The sequence below is a fragment of the Pseudomonas sp. HLS-6 TE3448 genome (assembly GCF_053629555.1).
The window spans coordinates 412,322-429,928 of sequence record NZ_JBRJIO010000001.1; the positions used below are offsets into that span (position 1 = coordinate 412,322).

General features: G+C 60.9%; 15 protein-coding genes. 2 read left to right on the plus strand and 13 right to left on the minus strand.

Annotated elements, in window-relative coordinates; genetic code table 11:
- Positions 1-564 (plus strand): cob(I)yrinic acid a,c-diamide adenosyltransferase, encoded by a 564-nt coding sequence (locus tag AB7M23_RS01940; RefSeq protein WP_454240121.1) that lies wholly within the window; start codon positions 1-3, stop codon positions 562-564.
- A 38-nt stretch (positions 565-602) separates the two neighbouring features.
- Here AB7M23_RS01940 and AB7M23_RS01945 read toward each other — a convergent pair whose 3' ends face one another.
- The 4 genes from AB7M23_RS01945 to secA all read right to left on the minus strand — a co-directional run bounded on the left by AB7M23_RS01945 (position 603) and on the right by secA (position 6,345).
- Positions 603-1,547 (minus strand): Nudix family hydrolase, encoded by a 945-nt coding sequence (locus tag AB7M23_RS01945; RefSeq protein ID WP_099775713.1) that lies wholly within the window; start codon positions 1,545-1,547, stop codon positions 603-605.
- A complete protein-coding gene (locus tag AB7M23_RS01950) occupies positions 1,544-2,176 on the minus strand; it encodes a glutathione S-transferase family protein (protein WP_330523024.1) in 633 nt (210 codons plus the stop codon). The genes AB7M23_RS01945 and AB7M23_RS01950 overlap by 4 nt, the downstream gene beginning before the upstream one ends.
- An 88-nt stretch (positions 2,177-2,264) precedes the next feature.
- Complete coding sequence (gene argJ / locus AB7M23_RS01955) at positions 2,265-3,482, minus strand: bifunctional glutamate N-acetyltransferase/amino-acid acetyltransferase ArgJ (RefSeq protein ID WP_099775715.1); 1,218 nt, start codon at positions 3,480-3,482, stop codon at positions 2,265-2,267.
- Positions 3,483-3,609: 127 nt separating this feature from the next.
- Positions 3,610-6,345: a preprotein translocase subunit SecA gene (gene secA, locus AB7M23_RS01960; protein ID WP_454240122.1), complete on the minus strand. Its 2,736-nt coding sequence runs from the start codon at positions 6,343-6,345 to the stop codon at positions 3,610-3,612.
- 287 nt (positions 6,346-6,632) lie between these two features.
- On the opposite strand from secA, the gene AB7M23_RS01965 reads away from it, so the two are divergent.
- A complete protein-coding gene (locus AB7M23_RS01965) occupies positions 6,633-7,100 on the plus strand; it encodes a DUF721 domain-containing protein (protein WP_099775717.1) in 468 nt (155 codons plus the stop codon).
- Positions 7,101-7,164: 64 nt separating this feature from the next.
- On the opposite strand, the gene lpxC is transcribed toward AB7M23_RS01965, so the two are convergent.
- From lpxC to murD, 9 genes are all read right to left on the minus strand, one after another.
- On the minus strand, positions 7,165-8,076 hold the full coding sequence (gene lpxC, locus AB7M23_RS01970; RefSeq protein ID WP_065758921.1) for a UDP-3-O-acyl-N-acetylglucosamine deacetylase: 912 nt from the start codon (positions 8,074-8,076) through the stop codon (positions 7,165-7,167).
- A gap of 112 nt (positions 8,077-8,188) precedes the next feature.
- Complete coding sequence (gene ftsZ, locus AB7M23_RS01975; RefSeq protein ID WP_065758920.1) at positions 8,189-9,379, minus strand: cell division protein FtsZ; 1,191 nt, start codon at positions 9,377-9,379, stop codon at positions 8,189-8,191.
- A gap of 57 nt (positions 9,380-9,436) precedes the next feature.
- Positions 9,437-10,690, minus strand: a complete 1,254-nt coding sequence (gene ftsA / locus AB7M23_RS01980; RefSeq protein WP_065758919.1) for a cell division protein FtsA — start codon at positions 10,688-10,690, stop codon at positions 9,437-9,439.
- Between the two features lie 14 nt (positions 10,691-10,704).
- Entirely contained in the window at positions 10,705-11,571 is an 867-nt protein-coding gene (locus tag AB7M23_RS01985) for a cell division protein FtsQ/DivIB (RefSeq protein ID WP_065758918.1), read from the minus strand.
- A 4-nt stretch (positions 11,572-11,575) separates the two neighbouring features.
- Positions 11,576-12,535, minus strand: a complete 960-nt coding sequence (locus AB7M23_RS01990; RefSeq protein ID WP_099775718.1) for a D-alanine--D-alanine ligase — start codon at positions 12,533-12,535, stop codon at positions 11,576-11,578.
- Positions 12,532-13,986 carry a UDP-N-acetylmuramate--L-alanine ligase gene (gene murC / locus AB7M23_RS01995; protein ID WP_099775719.1) on the minus strand — a complete coding sequence of 485 codons (1,455 nt, stop codon included), beginning with the start codon at positions 13,984-13,986 and terminating at the stop codon, positions 12,532-12,534. The genes AB7M23_RS01990 and murC overlap by 4 nt, the downstream gene beginning before the upstream one ends.
- Positions 13,979-15,058 carry an undecaprenyldiphospho-muramoylpentapeptide beta-N-acetylglucosaminyltransferase gene (gene murG / locus AB7M23_RS02000; protein ID WP_454240123.1) on the minus strand — a complete coding sequence of 360 codons (1,080 nt, stop codon included), beginning with the start codon at positions 15,056-15,058 and terminating at the stop codon, positions 13,979-13,981. Before murG ends, murC begins: the two co-directional genes overlap by 8 nt.
- Positions 15,048-16,262 (minus strand): putative lipid II flippase FtsW, encoded by a 1,215-nt coding sequence (ftsW, locus tag AB7M23_RS02005; protein WP_065758914.1) that lies wholly within the window; start codon positions 16,260-16,262, stop codon positions 15,048-15,050. The genes murG and ftsW overlap by 11 nt, the downstream gene beginning before the upstream one ends.
- Positions 16,259-17,605 (minus strand): UDP-N-acetylmuramoyl-L-alanine--D-glutamate ligase, encoded by a 1,347-nt coding sequence (gene murD, locus AB7M23_RS02010; protein ID WP_454240124.1) that lies wholly within the window; start codon positions 17,603-17,605, stop codon positions 16,259-16,261. The genes ftsW and murD overlap by 4 nt, the downstream gene beginning before the upstream one ends.
- Positions 17,606-17,607: the final 2 nt, after the last annotated feature.

Genomic DNA, 17,607 nt, shown 5'->3' on the forward strand with positions numbered 1-17,607 from the left:
ATGGGTTTTCGTTTGTCGAAGATCTACACCCGCACTGGCGACAAGGGTGAAACGGGCTTGGGCGATGGCCGCCGAGTACCGAAGGATCACCCACGCATTGAAGCCATTGGCGAAGTGGATACGCTCAACAGCCAGCTTGGCGTGCTGCTGGCAGGCCTTGCGACGGACCCTGCCCTGGCAGAACTGATCGAAGTGCTTTCACCTTGTCAGCATCGACTGTTCGATCTGGGAGGCGAGCTGGCGATGCCCAGTTATCAAGCCTTGAATGACGCGCAAGTGGAATCACTGGAGCAGGTGATCGATCGCTGGAACGATGAACTGGGACCGCTGGAGAATTTCATTCTGCCCGGAGGCTCAGCCTTGGTCGCCCAGGCCCATGTCTGCCGCAGCCTGGCCCGCAGTGCCGAACGACGCTGCCAAGCGCTGAACGCCATTGAGCCATTGACTGGGGTTGGTTTGGCCTACATCAACCGGTTGTCCGACCTGCTGTTTGTAGCAGCACGACTGATTGGGCGGCGCCAGGGCGTGGCCGAGGTGCTGTGGCAGCCTGCAGCCAAACCCTGAGGCGCCAGTCAGCGCCCATCAAGCACGATTCGCAGTGGTTACATCTCGGGCCAGAAGGCCCGAATCCCGGCAACACCCTGCGCACCGCTCTGCCAGGCCCGCTCACGCTCTGCATCGCCAACGCCACCGAGCAGGAACACCGGACGATTGAAGCCCTCGATCAACTGCGAGGCCTGCTCCCAGCCTAATGGCGCGGTATCCGGATGGCTCTGCGTCGCCTGCACCGGCGAGAGGGTGACAAAATCAACCCCCATCTGCTCAGCCAACGCCAACTCTTCGGCGTTATGGCAGGACGCTGCCAGCCAACGGTTCTGGGGGAACGGACGCCCCTTACTGGCGTACTTGCGCAATTGTGTCGCAGTCAGGTGCCAACCGGCCGCCGGGAAGTCGCCCAACCACTCCAACGGCCCCTTGAGCATCAACTGTGCCTTGCCAGCGCAGAGGCCGACAGCATCCACGGCGAGGTCGCGATACTGCGGGTCATACATGTTCGGCGCACGCAATTGCAGCAGCTTTACGCCGCCGGCGATGGCCTTCTGCATACCGCGCAGCAACTGGGACGTTTCCAGGCCGTCTGGGGTAATCAGGTACTCACCAGGCAAACGCGCAGCCGCCACAATCGGCCGGTTGGCTTCAGGGAAGTCGTACTGCGCCAACTCGCGTGGCGCCACCCAGGCCAACGGCTGGCCCTCTGCACCGTGGGGCTCACCGGTAAACGCGGACACCTCCCACACATCCAGCAGCACCTGTTTGTCCGGGTAGTCGTGCTTGACCTTGATCAATGGCCGCGCCGCACTGACGGCAATACCCAGCTCTTCCTGAAGCTCACGGGCCAACGCAGCCTGTACGGCTTCGCCCTCCTCGACCTTGCCGCCCGGAAACTCCCAAAGGCCGCCCTGATGCTGACTATCGGCACGCCGAGCAATCAGCACCCGGCCATCGGTACCGCGAATCACGGCGGCAGCTACATGAATACGTTTCACCGTCCACACTCCGCCAATCCCGCTTTCTGCCAGGCCTGGAAAGCGGGCCACTGGTAAATCGCTTCGATGTAGTTGAGCGCTTCAACCGGCAGTTCAACCCGGTAAGTACGCAGGCGAACCGCCACTGGCGCAAAAAACGCGTCGGCCAGGCTAGGCGTGCCAAACAGGAACGGGCCGCTGGCGGTTGCGGCAGCACGGCACTCGGCCCACAAGGCAACGATACGGTCGATATCCGCCTGGACGTCCGCCGGGGTCGCGTCCAACGCCTGGTCACGGCTCAGGTCGAATGGCATGGTGCCACGCAGGGCAAAGAAACCGCTGTGCATCTGCGCACAGGCAGAGCGGGCCTGAGCACGGGCAGCAACGTCGGTCGGCCACAGATGGGCGTCCGGATGACGCTCGGCCAGGTACTCGGCAATCGCCAGGGAATCGGCGATGGTGCCATGCTCGGACTTGAGCAACGGCACCTTGCCGGTCGGCGAATGCTCGAGCAGGCGGGCGCGGGTATCAGGTTGATTGAGTTTGACGAGTTGCTCGGTGTAGGACGCTCCGGTCAGTTCCAGCGCCAGGGCGGCGCGCAGTGACCAGGAGGAGTAAAGCTTGTCGCCGATGATCAGGTGGTAGCTCATGGTTCGGCTCCAGAAGGTTTGGAGAATGTACCGCCGCTGTCGCCGACCAGGTCGGCTCGCGCTGGAGCCGGCCTGGTCAACGAGTCGATCAGCTCCGGTATTCGGCGTTGATCTTCACATACTCATGGGACAGGTCAGTGGTCCAGATGACCTCGCTGCACTGGCCACGGCCCAACTCGATGCGAATGGTGATTTCTTCCTGCGCCATGACAGCGGCGCCCTGCTCTTCGGTATAGCTGGCACTGCGACCGCCTTTGCTGGCGATGCAGACGCTACCCAGGTAGACGTCGATCAGGCTCACATCCAGGTTCGGCACACCCGCACGGCCTACTGCCGCCAGAATACGGCCCCAGTTCGGGTCGGAGGCGAACAGCGCGGTCTTGATCAGCGGCGAGTGGGCCACTGCGTAAGCAACGTCCAGGCATTCCTGATGATTGCCACCGCCGTTGACTTCAACGGTCACGAACTTGGTCGCACCTTCACCATCGCGAACGATAGCCTGTGCCACCTCCATGCATACCTCGAACACTGCCTGCTTCAACGCCGCGAACAGCGGGCCGCTGGCTTCGGTGACTTCAGGTACTGCGGCCTTGCCGGTCGCAATGAGCATGCAGCAATCGTTGGTCGAGGTATCGCCATCGATAGTAATGCGGTTGAACGACTTGTTCGCGCCGTCCAGCAGCAGGTCCTTGAGCACGTGCGGTGCAACCTTGGCATCGGTGGCGATGTAGCCCAGCATGGTCGCCATGTTCGGGCGAATCATGCCCGCGCCCTTGCTGATGCCGGTCACGGTGACCGTGACGCCATCGTGCTGGAACTGACGGCTCGCGCCCTTGGGCAGGGTGTCGGTGGTCATGATGCCGGTCGCAGCGTTTGCCCAGTTGTTTTCCGACAGATCGTCCAGCGCGGCTTGCAGAGCGCCTTCAATCTTTTCGACCGGCAGCGGCTCGCCGATGACGCCGGTGGAGAACGGCAACACCGCACTGGCATCAACGCCAGCCAACTCGGCCAGCTTGGCGCAAGCGCGCTCAGCAGCCGCCAGGCCCTGTGCACCGGTACCAGCGTTGGCATTGCCAGTGTTCGTCAGCAGGTAACGTACGGTGCCCTGTACACGCTGCTTGGCGAGGATTACAGGTGCCGCACAGAAGGCGTTCAGGGTGAACACACCTGCCACGCTGGAGCCTTCGGCACAGCGCATGACCACGACATCCTTGCGCCCTGGGCGCTTGATGCCCGCCGAGGCGATGCCGAGTTCAAAACCTGGGACCGGGTGCAACGTTGGCAAAGGACCAAGACCAACAGCCATGAAAGCGCTCCTAAAAAAAATACGCCGAGCTCGTTGCCGCGGCGCTTGAGATGGAACAACGCCGCGAAGGCAGGAAGCCTGTCGCGGCGCGGTGTTCAAATGTCAGCGTGTTACCTGGGCGGGATCGTCAGTTGATCTGGCCGTGGCAATGCTTGAACTTCTTGCCCGAACCACACCAGCACAGTTCGTTACGCCCCAGCTTCTGTTCGTTGCGCACCGGCGCAGCGGCAACAGCAACTTCAGCGCCTTCTTCCTGCTCGTCATTCTGCTCCAGACCGGGTGCAGCATCATGCTGGAATTGCATGCGCTGGGCCAATTCCTCGGCTTCGCGGCGCAGACGCGCCTCTTCTTCGATCGGGTCTTCGCGGCGAACCTGAACGTGCGAGAGCACGCGGATGGTATCGCGCTTGATCGAGTCCAGCAGCTCCTGGAACAGGTTGAACGACTCGCGCTTGTACTCCTGCTTCGGGTTCTTCTGGGCATAACCACGCAGGTGGATGCCATGACGCAAGTGGTCCATGGTCGACAGGTGGTCTTTCCACAAGTCATCCAGAACGCGCAGCAGAATCTGCTTCTCGAAGGTGCGCAGGGCATCGGCGCTGGCCTGCTCTTCCTTCTCGTTATACGCCGCCAGCAGCTCGCTCAGCAGGCGCTCGCGCAGGGTTTCTTCGTACAGGTGATCGTCTTCGTCGAGCCACTTCTGGATCGGCAGCTTGACCCCGAAATCGCTGGCCAGAGCTGCTTCCAGACCGGCCACGTCCCACTGCTCGGGCAGCGACTGCGGCGGAATGTGCTGGCTGACGGTGGCATCCAGTACTTCCTGACGGAAGTCAGCGATGGTGTCACCAATGTTGTCAGCAGCCAGCAGGCTGTTGCGCATGTGGTAGATCACCTTACGCTGCTCGTTGGCCACGTCGTCGAATTCGAGCAATTGCTTACGAATATCGAAGTTGCGCCCTTCAACCTTGCGTTGTGCTTTTTCGATGGCGTTGGTCACCATGCGGTGCTCGATCGCCTCACCGGACTGCATACCCAGCGCTTTCATGAAATTCTTCACCCGGTCAGAGGCGAAGATGCGCATCAGGCTGTCTTCCAGCGACAGGTAGAAACGGCTGGAACCCGGGTCACCCTGACGACCGGAACGGCCGCGCAACTGGTTGTCGATACGACGCGATTCGTGGCGCTCGGACGCAATCACGTGCAGACCACCAGACTCGATCACCTGCTGGTGACGCTTCTGCCAGTCGGCCTTGATCTGGGCAACCTGCTCAGGGCTCGGGTTCTCCATGGCCGCCACTTCAACTTCCCAGTTACCGCCCAGGAGAATGTCGGTACCACGACCCGCCATGTTGGTAGCGATGGTCAGCGCGCCCGGACGACCGGCCTGCGCAATGATCTCGGCTTCCTTCTCGTGGTACTTGGCGTTGAGGACCTTGTGGTCGATGCCTTCCTTCTTGAGCAGGTTGGACATGTGCTCAGAGGTTTCAATCGTCGCGGTACCTACCAGTACAGGACGGCCCTGGGCCATGCTTTCCTTGATGTCCGCGATGATGGCAGCGTACTTCTCTTCTGCCGTCAGGTAGACCAGGTCGTTGAAATCCTTACGGGCCAGCGGCTTGTTCGGCGGAATGACCATAACGTTCAGGTTATAGATCTGCGCGAACTCGAACGCCTCGGTATCAGCAGTACCGGTCATGCCGGACAGCTTGGTGTACAGACGGAAGTAGTTCTGGAAGGTGGTCGACGCCAGGGTCTGGCTCTCGGCCTGAATATTCAGGTTTTCCTTCGCTTCGATCGCCTGGTGCAGGCCTTCGGACAGGCGTCGGCCCGGCATGGTACGACCGGTGTGCTCGTCAATCAGCAGGACCTGGCCGTCCTGGACGATGTACTCGACGTTGCGATGGAACAGCTTGTGCGCGCGCAGGCCGGCATAAACGTGGGTCAGCAGGCCCAGGTTGTGGGCCGAGTAAAGGCTTTCGCCCTCGGCCAGCAAGCCAACCTGAGAAAGCATCTCTTCGATGTACTGGTGACCGGCTTCGTTGAGCTCGACCTGACGGCTCTTCTCGTCGATGCTGAAGTGACCGGCCTGGGTGACCTGGCCTTCGACTTCCTCGATGTGCTGCTTGAGGCGCGGGATCAGCTTGTTGATCTCGATGTACAGCTTGGAGCTGTCTTCCGCCTGACCGGAGATGATCAGAGGGGTACGCGCTTCGTCGATCAGGATGGAGTCGACTTCGTCGATCACGGCGAAATTCAGCTCACGCTGGAATTTCTCTTCCATGCTGAACGCCATGTTGTCGCGCAGGTAGTCGAAACCGAATTCGTTGTTGGTGCCGTAGGTGATATCGGCAGCATAGGCCGCACGCTTCTCTTCCGGCGGCTGAAACGGTGTAACCACACCGACGGTCAGGCCGAGGAACTCATACAGCGGGCGCATCCAGTTGGCATCGCGACGGGCCAGGTAGTCGTTGACCGTGACCACGTGCACGCCCTTGCCAGACAATGCGTTGAGGTAGACGCCCAGGGTTGCGACCAAGGTCTTGCCTTCACCGGTACGCATTTCTGCGATCATGCCTTCGTGCAAGGTCATGCCACCGATCAACTGCACGTCGAAGTGACGCATCCCCATGACCCGCTTACCGGCCTCGCGAGCAACCGCGAAGGCTTCAGGCAGCAGATTGTCCAGGGTCTCGCCTTTGGCCAGGCGCTCTTTGAACTCGGCGGTCTTGCCGCGTAGTTGCTCATCCGAAAGGGCCACCATCTGCTCTTCGAAGGCATTGACGATCTGTACCGTCTTGAGCATGCGTTTGACTTCACGCTCATTCTTGCTTCCAAAAAGTTTCTTTAACAAAGGCGCAAACATATCGGCAGGATCTTCCACACGTAGGGATGGAGGGCGGCCCCGTGAGTCGCCCGTGCAGCCCTTATGGCCGCATGCGAACGAGCATTCTACCCGGAAACGATGGAGAGGAAAGTGGCGTTGTTTTCCACAGTGCTGGCACAGCGCTTTGACGGGGCTTTCCTAAAATAAGGGCTTTTTCGTCAGTTTCAACCCATAACTGCGACAAGACTGCATTTACAGCGCCTCTAACGCGGTCAGCGCAGGGCGATCTGGTAAGCTATGGGCTCTGTAACCTCAGGTAACCAACCATGGCTTTTCGCCCCCTGACTGCACGCGCGCCAGCCATTTTGCTGCGCGAGGCGCGGCCTCTGAAGGCTCTGCTCAACCAGGCACAACGCCTGGCACACTTGCAGCGCCTGGTGGAAAGCCAGTTGCAACCCGCAGCACGCGAGCATTGCCACGTCGCCTCCTGGCGCGAAGGGACACTGCTGCTGATCGTCACTGACGGTCATTGGGCGACCCGCCTGCGGTATCAACAAAAACGCTTGCAACGCCAGCTACAGAGCCTGGAAGCGTTCTACAACCTGAACCGAATCCTGTTCAAGGTGCAGCCCCCCACCACCGCACCCAAAGCCCACGGGCACCCGCTCGATATCTCCAACCGGGCCGCCGAAAACATTCAGGCGACAGCCGAGGGCATCAGTGATCCAAAACTGCGCGCTGCGCTGGAGCGCCTGGCCAGTCACGCCAAGGACAAAAATCCCGCGCACGACTGAACGGCACGCATAAAAAAGGCCACCCGAAGGTGGCCCCAAAAACTAAAGAAGAGAGTGTTCGTACTTACACTGCCGCAACCGGACGCATGTAAGAGATCGGCGCCGTACTGGCATCTTCGAAAGTCACCACTTCCCAAGCGTCTTTTTCCTCAATCAGCTTGCGCAGCAGCTGGTTGTTCAGCGCGTGCCCGGACTTAAAGCCACGGAACTCGCCAATCAGGCTGTTGCCCAGCAGGTAGAGATCACCGATGGCGTCTAGGATCTTGTGTTTGACGAACTCGTCTTCGTAGCGAAGACCGTCTTCGTTCAACACGCCTTCCTTGTCGACGACGATGGCGTTTTCCACGCTGCCGCCGAGTGCGAGGTTATGCTTGCGCAGGTACTCGATGTCGCTCATGAACCCGAAGGTACGGGCGCGGCTGACTTCCTTCACGAACGAGGTGCTGGAAAAGTCCACGCTGGCGCTTTGGGTACGGTTGCGGAATACCGGGTGATCGAAATCGATCTCGAAACTCACCTTGAACCCGTCGAATGGCAGGAAAGTAGCGCGCTTGTCGCCGTCTTCCACTGTCACTTCGCGCAGGATGCGGATGAACTTCTTGGCTGCGTCCTGTTCTTCCAGGCCGGCAGATTGAATCAGGAATACAAAGGGCCCAGCGCTACCGTCCATGATCGGCACTTCGGACGCGGAGAGCTCGACGTAGGCGTTATCGATGCCCAGGCCAGCCATGGCCGAGAGCAGATGCTCTACCGTATCTACCTTGGTATCGCCGTTGACCAGCGTCGTCGACATAGTGGTCTCGCCAACATTTTCCGCGCGGGCAGGAATCTGCACCACGGGGTCGAGGTCGGCGCGGCAAAATACGATGCCGGTATCCACAGGGGCGGGTTTGAGGGTCAGGTAAACCTTTTCCCCGGAGTGCAGGCCGACACCTGTGGCACGGATAATATTCTTCAGGGTGCGTTGTCTAATCATGGCATTGGCCGCTTCAGCGCAAATTGCGAACTGGTATCAACAAAGGCTGGGGATAATAGCAGACCCGGCCTTTGCTGAACACCAATCACCCTTATACCCCTGATAAATTTCATTAATCAGCCTGACGACGCAGGAATGCCGGGATGTCCAGGTAATCCAGATCGTCTTGTGGGTTGAGTTTAGCAGCCGCTGCAGCACCGGCATGAGCCTGATTGCGCATTACAGTCGGGCGCTCCAGATCACGGTAGTTAACCGATGGTTGCTCGGCACGCACTGGCGCAGGTGCAGGGGTCTGCACGGACGCGGTCTGCATGGTGTTGTCGATAACCTTGACCGGCTTCTCGATTTTCGCACCCAGGCCGGTAGCCACTACGGTAACGTGCAGCTCGTCACGCATGTCCGGATCGATAACGGTACCGACCTTGACCATGGCGTGATCGGACGCGAACGCCTCGATGATGCTACCCACATCGGAGTATTCACCCAGCGACAGGTCAGGACCTGCGGTGATGTTCACCAGGATGCCACGGGCGCCCTGCAGGTTGACGTCTTCGAGCAGCGGGTTGCGGATGGCCGCTTCCGTGGCTTCGCGAGCACGGTTCGGGCCGCTGGCGCAGCCAGTACCCATCATCGCCATACCCATTTCGCTCATCACGGTGCGCACGTCGGCGAAGTCGACGTTGATCATGCCTGGGCGCTTGATGATGTCGGAGATACCGCGAACAGCCCCTGCCAGCACGTCATCGGCCTTGGCGAACGCCGACAGCAGGCTGGCGTCTTTACCCAGGATGGTCAGCAGTTTCTCGTTGGGGATGGTGATCAACGAGTCGACGCTGTCAGCCAGCGCGCGAATGCCTTCGTCGGCAATCTGCATGCGCTTGCGGCCTTCGAACGGGAACGGCCGGGTGACCACGGCAACGGTGAGGATGCCCAGCTCCTTGGCCACTTCGGCGATGATCGGCGCCGCACCGGTACCGGTACCACCACCCATGCCCGTGGTAATGAACACCATGTTGGTGCCCTGCAGTACTTCAGCGATGCGCTCACGGTCTTCCAGTGCCGCCTGACGACCGACTTCAGGATTGGCACCAGCACCCAGGCCCTTGGTCACGCCAGTACCCAGTTGCAGGATGGTGCGCGCGCCGATGTTTTTCAGCGCCTGAGCATCGGTGTTGGCGCAGATGAACTCGACGCCTTCGATGTTGCTCTTGACCATATGATTGACGGCGTTGCCACCGCCGCCACCGACGCCGATCACTTTAATGACCGGACTTTGCGGGACGTTGTCTACGAGCTCGAACATTTTCCCTCTCCTTACAGTTCTCTAGTTTTTTGCGCCTACTACTACTGCTTTGAAACTTTAAAAGTTGCCCTGCACCCAACGCTTCAAGCGTTCCAGCACGGGTGCCTTCGGTTCATCGCCATAGCTGTTGCTGTTAATACCGGTCAGGGTCACGCCGTCGGACTGCTTTTGCAGCCCGTAGGTCAGCAGGCCCACACCGGTGGAATAAATCGGGTTGCGGACCACATCACTGAGGCCGCGAACGCTGTGCGGTACACCCAGGCGTACCGGCATGTGGAAAATCTCTTCCGCCAGCTCTACAGCGCCTTCCATCTTCGAGGTACCGCCGGTCAGGACGATGCCCGCGGGCACCAGGTCTTCGTAACCGCTACGACGCAGCTCGGCCTGGATCAGGGTGAACAGTTCGTCGTAACGTGGCTCGACCACTTCAGCCAGCGCCTGACGCGACAGTTCACGCGGAGGACGATCACCCACGCTCGGCACCTTGATGGTTTCACCTGCACCGGCGAGCTTGGCCAGGGCGCAGGCATAGCGAATCTTGATTTCTTCGGCGTACTGGGTCGGGGTACGCAGGGCCATCGCGATGTCGTTGGTCACCTGGTCGCCCGCAATCGGGATCACTGCGGTATGACGGATAGCGCCTTCGGTGAAGATGGCGATATCGGTAGTGCCACCACCGATGTCCACCAGGCACACGCCCAGCTCTTTCTCGTCATCGGTCAGTACCGAATAGGCCGAGGCCAGTTGTTCGAGAATGATGTCGTCGATTTCCAGGCCACAGCGACGTACACATTTCTCGATGTTCTGGGCGGCATTGACCGCGCAGGTCACCACGTGAACCTTGGCTTCCAGACGCACCCCGGACATACCCAGCGGCTCGCGTACGCCTTCCTGGTTATCGATCACGTAGTCTTGCGGCAGGGTGTGCAGGACGCGCTGATCGGCAGGGATGGCCACGGCCTGGGCAGCGTCCAGGACGCGTTCAAGGTCGGCGGCACTGACTTCACGGTCGCGAATGGCAACGATACCGTGGGAGTTCAGGCTGCGGATGTGATTGCCGGCAACGCCAACGAATGCCGAGTGAATGCGGCAACCGGCCATCAGTTGGGCCTCTTCAACCGCGCGCTGAATCGACTGTACGGTCGACTCGATGTTCACGACTACGCCCTTCTTGAGGCCGCGCGATGGATGCGTACCGATCCCGACGATCTCCAGGGTACCGTCAGCCGCGACCTCGCCCACCAGCGCCACCACCTTGGAGGTGCCAATGTCCAGCCCGACGATCATTTTGCCGCTATGCGCATTTGCCATGGTCCTGCCTCTCTCTAATTCTTCGCAACGGCGGGTTGGGCCGTCGTCGGTGCATTCGGTTCCCGCCAGCCGACGGCCAGGCCGTTGGCATATCGCAGATCAATGCGGGCGATGTTGGTGATCTGCTCTTTGAGTGTCTTGTCGTAAATGGCAATGAAACGGCGCATTTTTTCCACCAAGTGGTCGCGTCCCAGCAGCAGCTCGATACCCGGACCGGCACTGCCAGCGCCCGTGGTCAGGAACCAGCTGCCACGTTCACGCAATTCCAGTCGAGCGATCGAGAAACCCATGGGCCGCAACATCTGGTTCAAAATCTGATACTGCTGCATCACTTGTAACTGCGCCCGCTGCGGCCCGATCAGCTGCGGCAGGTGCTCATAGTTGGCCAGCTCGCGCGGGGCAAAGGCCTGGCCCTTGTTGTTGAGCAGGGCATCATCCCCCCAACGCGCAATCGGCAACTGCTCTTCCAGGTGGATCACAACCTCATCCGGCCAGACGCGGCGGACTTCGGCGCGAGCGATCCAGGGCATTTGCTCCAGCTCGGCGCGCATGCTCGCCAGGTCTACGGTAAAGAAGCTCGCCGCGACATAAGGCGCGATTCGCTGCTGCACCGCCTGCTGGCTGATGTAACTCAGGTCACCCTGTACGGCGATCTTGGTAATCGGCCGATCGGCGTACGGCATCAGGCGTTGCGCGCCCTCGTAGGCACCGAAACCGGCGACCACCAGCAATACCGGCCACAGCAGACGCTTGAAAACACTGAACCTTGCCTTGGGCAGGCGCGCCGACAGTGGCTCCTTGGCCACCATCCGGCTGGCACCACGCGGCACCGGCTTGCGGCCGGTGGCGGGTTGCTGATGACGTAACATCGCGCCTTGCATGGGCTTAACCTCGCGCCTCAACGCTAGCGGCCAGGATTGCCAGCACCAACTGCTGGAAGTCCAGGCCGGCTGCGCGAGCCGCCATCGGGACCAGGCTGTGATCAGTCATGCCTGGTGCGGTATTGACTTCGAGCAGCCAGAACCGGCCCTGCTCGTCCTGCATCACATCAACCCGGCCCCACCCTGCGATGCCGATGGCTTCGCAAGCACGGGCGGTAAGGTCGATCAGTTCCTGTTCCTTGGCGCTGTCCAGGCCGCAGGGAATGCGGTACTGGGTATCGTTGGCCAGGTACTTGGCGTCGTAGTCGTAGAACGAGTGCGGCGTACCCAGGGCGATCGGTGGCAGCACCTTGTCGCGCAACACGGCCACGGTGAATTCCGGCCCCTGAATCCACTGCTCGACCAGCACTTGAGCGTCATAACGGGCAGCGTCCTTCCACGCCACGATGAGCTCGTCACGGCTGTGCACCTTGGCCATGCCGATGCTCGAACCCTCATGGGCAGGCTTGACGATCAGCGGGAAGCCCAGGGCCGACGCCGCGGCCACACAGTCGGCTTCGCTGGCCAGCACGGCATGGCGCGGGGTTGGAATACCCAGGCTCTGCCAGACCTGCTTGGTCCGCAATTTGTCCATGGCCAGGGCCGACGCGAGAATGCCGCTGCCGGTGTAAGGAATGCCCAGGCACTCCAACAGGCCTTGCATGCTGCCATCTTCACCGCCGCGGCCATGGAGAATGATGAACGCGCGGTCGATCTTCTCGTTCTGCAGACGGCTGAGCAGATCGTCACCAACGTCAATGGCAACCACGTCGACGCCGGCAGACTGCAGCGCGTCAATGACCGCGGCACCCGACTTGAGCGAGACCTCACGCTCAGCGCTCTTGCCGCCATAGAGCACGGCAACCCGACCGAAATCCTTCGGTGCGATGTGTGAATGCAGTTTCGAATAGTCGTTAACAGTCATTTCGATTTCCCTTCGCTGGCTGCAGCACTCGCGAACAACGGGCTCTTCAGCAATTGTGGGGCCAGGCCACCGATATCACCTGCCCCTTGGCACAGCAGGATGTCGCCGGCACGCAGCAGAGGTTTGACCAGCGGCGCCAGTTCGATGCCGCGCTCGATGTAGATCGGGTCGAGTTGGCCGCGCTGGCGAATGCTGTGGCAAAGCTGACGGCTGTCGGCGCCGGGGATCGGCTCCTCTCCAGCGGGATAAACCTCCATCAACAGCAGCACGTTGGCATCGGCCAGTACCTGCACGAAATCGTCGTAGAGGTCGCGGGTGCGGCTATAACGGTGCGGCTGGTACACCATCACCAGACGGCGCTCCGGCCAACCACCGCGCACGGCCTTGATCACGGCAGCCACTTCAGTCGGGTGATGGCCGTAGTCGTCCACCAGCATCACGCTGCCGCCGTCCACTGGCAGCTCGCCATAGACCTGGAAGCGTCGACCAACACCCTGGAAGCCCGAAAGCCCCTGGACGATGGCCTCGTCGGTGATGCCTTCATCGGTCGCGATGGCGATGGTTGCCAAGGCGTTGAGCACGTTATGGTTACCCGGCATGTTCACCGAGACATCCAGCGGCTCGCGGTCACGACGCAGCACGGTGAAGTGCGTCTGCATGCCCGACTGGCGAATATTGATTGCCCGTACGTCAGCTTCTTCGCTGACGCCGTAAGTGAGGGTCGGGCGTTTGATCAGCGGCAGAATCTCACGTACCACCGGGTCGTCCAGGCATACCACTGCCAAGCCATAGAACGGCAGGTTGTGCAGGAACTCGACAAAGGTTTTCTTCAGTTTGTTGAAGTCACCCTCATAGGTCGCCATATGGTCGGCATCAATGTTGGTGACCACAGCCACCAGCGGCTGCAAGTGCAGGAAGCTGGCGTCGCTCTCATCGGCTTCGGCGATCAGGTAGCGGCTGGTGCCCAACTGGGCGTTGGTACCGGCTGCATTCAGACGACCACCGATGACAAACGTCGGGTCCAGGCCACCTGCGGCGAACACCGAGGCCAACAGGCTGGTCGTGGTGGTCTTGCCGTGGGTGCCGGCAACGGCAATACCGTGACGGTAGCGCATCAACTCGGCGAGCATCTCGGCACGCGGCACCACGGGAATACGACGCTCCAGGGCCGTAGCGACTTCAGGGTTGGCTGTATTGACCGCGCTGGAGACCACCAGCACATCGGCGCTGGCAGCGTTCTCGGCGCGGTGGCCGATGAAGATCTCGGCGCCGAACGACAGCAGGCGCTCGGTGACCGGCGAAGCCTTGAGATCAGAACCCGAGACCTGATAACCCAGGTTCAACAGCACTTCGGCAATGCCGCACATCCCCACACCGCCAATACCGACGAAATGGATACGACGGATACGGCGCATTTCAGGTTGAGGCATGGCTTTGCGATTCTCAACCATGGGCCACCTCCAGGCAGATATCGACCACGGTGCGGGTGGCAGCGGGCTTGGCCAAGCGCCGTGCGGTGCTGGCCATCGTGTTGAGTTTTTCCGGTTGCATCAGCACCTCGTTCAGGCGTTCAGCGAGCTGCGCTGCGCCAGTTGTCGCTTGTGGCATCAGGAAGGCGGCGCCTTCACGAGCCAGATAATGGGCGTTATGGGTCTGGTGGTCGTCGATTGCGTGGGGCAATGGCACCAGCAACGACGGCAGTCCTGCTGCCGCCAGCTCACTGACCGTCAACGCACCTGCACGGCACACCACCAGATCAGCCCAGCCATAGGCCTGGGCCATGTCCTTGATAAAGGGCTCTACCTGAGCCTCGACCCCCGCTTCGCGATAGCGCTCGGCAGTGATCTGATCATGCTGTTTCCCGGCCTGATGGAACACTTTCGGGCGGATTGGTTCCGCAACCAGCGCCAATGCCTGGGGCAACAATTTGTTCAAAGGCTCGGCACCCAGGCTGCCGCCGAGGATCAAGAGGCGCGGACGGCGACCGGCCAGCGGTTCGCGCACCGGTTCCAGGAACAACTCACTGCGCACCGGATTGCCGGTGGTACGACGTTTTTCCGAAGCGGCGAAGGTGTCCGGGAACGCTTCGCAGACACGCGCAGACAGCGGCACCAGCAAACGATTGGCCGTCCCCGCACGAGCGTTCTGCTCGTGAATCACCAGTGGCACGCCACAGAGCTTCGCCGCAACGCCGCCCGGGCCGGTGACATAGCCGCCGAAACCCAGTACGCATACCGGCTTGAGCCGACGAATCACCTGGCGCGCCTGCAACACGGCCTTGAGCACCGTGAACGGCGCCTTGAGCAGCGACAGCTTGCTCTTGCCACGCAGGCCACTGACATTGATCAGGTGCAGCTGCAGCCCAGCCTGAGGAACCAGTTCGTTTTCAATGCCTCGCGGCGTTCCCAGCCAATGCACGGTGTAACCGCGTGCCTGGAACTCCCGGGCACAGGCCAGCGCAGGGAACACGTGGCCCCCAGTGCCGCCCGCCATGATCAAGACGTTCTTGCCATTAGCGGCCATGATTCGGCTCCTCGGCAAAATCGCTTTCATCGAATTCGTGCTCTTCACTGCCCAGGTGGGTTCGACTCTCCCACTCGATTCGCAGCAGCAACCCCACACAGGCACAGCAGATCACCAGGGAACTGCCACCGTAACTGAGGAACGGCAACGTCAGGCCCTTGGTCGGCAGCAGGCCGACGTTCACCCCGATATTGATCAAGAATTGACCGATCCACAGGAAGGCCAGGCCGAACGCCATGTACGCGGCAAAGAACTGCTTGGCCTTCTCGGCCCACAGACCGATGTACAGCGACCGCACCGTAACAAACAGGAACAAGGCAACGGTCGCCAGCGAGCCAACGACGCCCAGTTCTTCAGCCAGCACCGAAAACACGAAGTCGGTGTGCGCTTCAGGCAGGTAGAACTGCTTCTGTACGCTGTTGCCCAAGCCGACACCAAACCACTCGCCACGACCAAACGCAATCAGCGCCTGCGTCAGCTGGTATCCCGAACCGAACTGATCGGACCACGGGTCGGTAAAAGTAATCAAACGCGCCATCCGGTAGGGCTGAGCCTGTACCAGAACAAACACGGCTCCGACCGCCAGCACCACCATCAGACTGAAGCGGAACAACCCAACACCGCCAAGGAACAGCATCGCTGCAGCCGCCCCCATCATCACGACGGTGGCACCGAAGTCAGGCTCCATCAGCAACAGGCCGGCCATCGGCAGCAAAACAATGAATGGCTTGAAAAAGCCCATCCAGCTTTCGCGTACCTCTGTCTGACGTCGTACCAGATAGCCGGCGAGGTAGATCACCACGAAAACCTTGGCAATTTCCGACGGCTGCACGTTGAAGAAGCTGAAGCCGATCCAGCGCATCGAACCGTTCACTTCTCGGCCAATGCCTGGCACCAGCACCAACACCAACAGGCCAAAGGCACCCACCAGCATCAGGAAGCCCATGCGTTGCCAGGTGGCAATCGGCACCATTATGGTCACTACGCCAGCGCCCAAGCCCAGCAGCACGTAAACCAGGTGACGGAACATGTGGTACAGCGGTGTGCCCGATTGCGCCGCCGCCACTTCCGAGGAAGCCGAGGTGATCATCACCAGACCCAGGCCCAACAAGGCCAGGCAACCGGCAAGCAACGGGAAGTCGAGGTCGATACCTCGCCCGGTGATCAACGGTGATGGGTAGGGCTTGATGATGCCAAAGATCATGAAAGCCCCTCCACCGCGTGGGCGAACAGACGCCCACGCTCTTCAAAGTTCTTGAACATGTCGAGGCTGGCGCAGGCGGGTGACAGCAACACGGCATCACCCGGACGGGCCAGCGCTGCGCATTGCTGGACGGCTTCGTCCAGGGTCTTCACACGAATCAGCGGCACGCTGTCGCCCAAGGCCTGGGCCAGCAATTCGGCATCGCGACCCAGCAGCACCACAGCGCGACAATGGGCTGCTACCGGAGCACGCAGGGCGCTGAAGTCTGCACCCTTGCCATCACCGCCAGCCACCAGCACCAGCTTGCCGTCGATATCGGCGCCCAGGCCTTCGATAGCGGCCAGGGCTGCACCGACGTTGGTCGCCTTGGAGTCGTCGTACCAGTTCACCCCGTCACGCTCACGCAGCCACTGGCAACGGTGTGCAAGGCCGGTAAAACTGCGCAGGCTGCTCAGCATGGCATCGAACGGCAGGCCAACAGCATGGCCCAGCGCCAGCGCGGCCAGGGCATTGGACTGATTGTGAGCGCCGCGAACCTTCAGCTCACGTACCGGCATCAGGTTCTGGAATTCAAAGGCCAAGTACTTCTCGCCATTCTCCTCACGCAAACCGAACGCCCTGAAATCCGGGGCATTCAAACCGAAGGTCCAGCAGGTCTGGCCCTCGGTCAGCAGGGGACGGCTCAGGGCATCCTGGCGGTTGACCACAACCTGACGCGCGCCGCGGAAAATCCGGTGCTTGGCCAGGTGATACGCCGGCAGGCCGCTGTATCGGTCCATGTGGTCTTCACTGATGTTCAGCACGGTCGCCACTTCGGCGTTGAGCTGATCCGTGGTTTCCAGCTGAAAGCTGGAAAGCTCCAGGACATACAGTTCAACGTCGTCGCTCAACAGGTCCAGGGCGGGGGTACCCAGGTTGCCACCCACCGCGACACGCTTGCCGGCTGACGCAGCCATCTCCCCGACCAGGGTGGTCACCGTGCTTTTGGCATTGGAGCCGCTGATCGCGACAATGGGTGCCTTGGCATTGCGGGCAAACAGTTCGATATCACCCGACAGTTTCACGCCACGGGCAGCCGCCTGTTGCAATGCAGGTGTCGCCAGGGCAAGGCCCGGGCTGACATACAGTTCGTCAGCGCGGCAAAGAAAGTCCACATCCAGTTCGCCGCAACGTACTTCCACCTGTGGGTAGTCGCGCCGCAGCGTTGCCAGCTCCGGCGGGTTCTCGCGCGTATCGGCGACCGCAAACGCAACGCCCCGGCTCGCCAGGAAGCGAACCAGGGACATGCCGCTCTTGCCGAGGCCGACAACAATGCGGAAGTGGTCAGAAGCGATCAGTGACACGC

Coding starts and splice junctions, on each gene's coding strand:
- AB7M23_RS01940 (WP_454240121.1), top strand. CDS start 1: ATGGGTTTTCGTTTGTCGAAGATCTACACCCGCACTGGCGACAAGGGT.
- AB7M23_RS01950 (WP_330523024.1), bottom strand. CDS start 2,176: ATGAGCTACCACCTGATCATCGGCGACAAGCTTTACTCCTCCTGGTCA.
- argJ (WP_099775715.1), bottom strand. CDS start 3,482: ATGGCTGTTGGTCTTGGTCCTTTGCCAACGTTGCACCCGGTCCCAGGT.
- secA (WP_454240122.1), bottom strand. CDS start 6,345: ATGTTTGCGCCTTTGTTAAAGAAACTTTTTGGAAGCAAGAATGAGCGT.
- AB7M23_RS01965 (WP_099775717.1), top strand. CDS start 6,633: ATGGCTTTTCGCCCCCTGACTGCACGCGCGCCAGCCATTTTGCTGCGC.
- lpxC (WP_065758921.1), bottom strand. CDS start 8,076: ATGATTAGACAACGCACCCTGAAGAATATTATCCGTGCCACAGGTGTC.
- ftsZ (WP_065758920.1), bottom strand. CDS start 9,379: ATGTTCGAGCTCGTAGACAACGTCCCGCAAAGTCCGGTCATTAAAGTG.
- ftsA (WP_065758919.1), bottom strand. CDS start 10,690: ATGGCAAATGCGCATAGCGGCAAAATGATCGTCGGGCTGGACATTGGC.
- AB7M23_RS01985 (WP_065758918.1), bottom strand. CDS start 11,571: ATGCAAGGCGCGATGTTACGTCATCAGCAACCCGCCACCGGCCGCAAG.
- AB7M23_RS01990 (WP_099775718.1), bottom strand. CDS start 12,535: ATGACTGTTAACGACTATTCGAAACTGCATTCACACATCGCACCGAAG.
- murC (WP_099775719.1), bottom strand. CDS start 13,986: ATGGTTGAGAATCGCAAAGCCATGCCTCAACCTGAAATGCGCCGTATC.
- murG (WP_454240123.1), bottom strand. CDS start 15,058: ATGGCCGCTAATGGCAAGAACGTCTTGATCATGGCGGGCGGCACTGGG.
- ftsW (WP_065758914.1), bottom strand. CDS start 16,262: ATGATCTTTGGCATCATCAAGCCCTACCCATCACCGTTGATCACCGGG.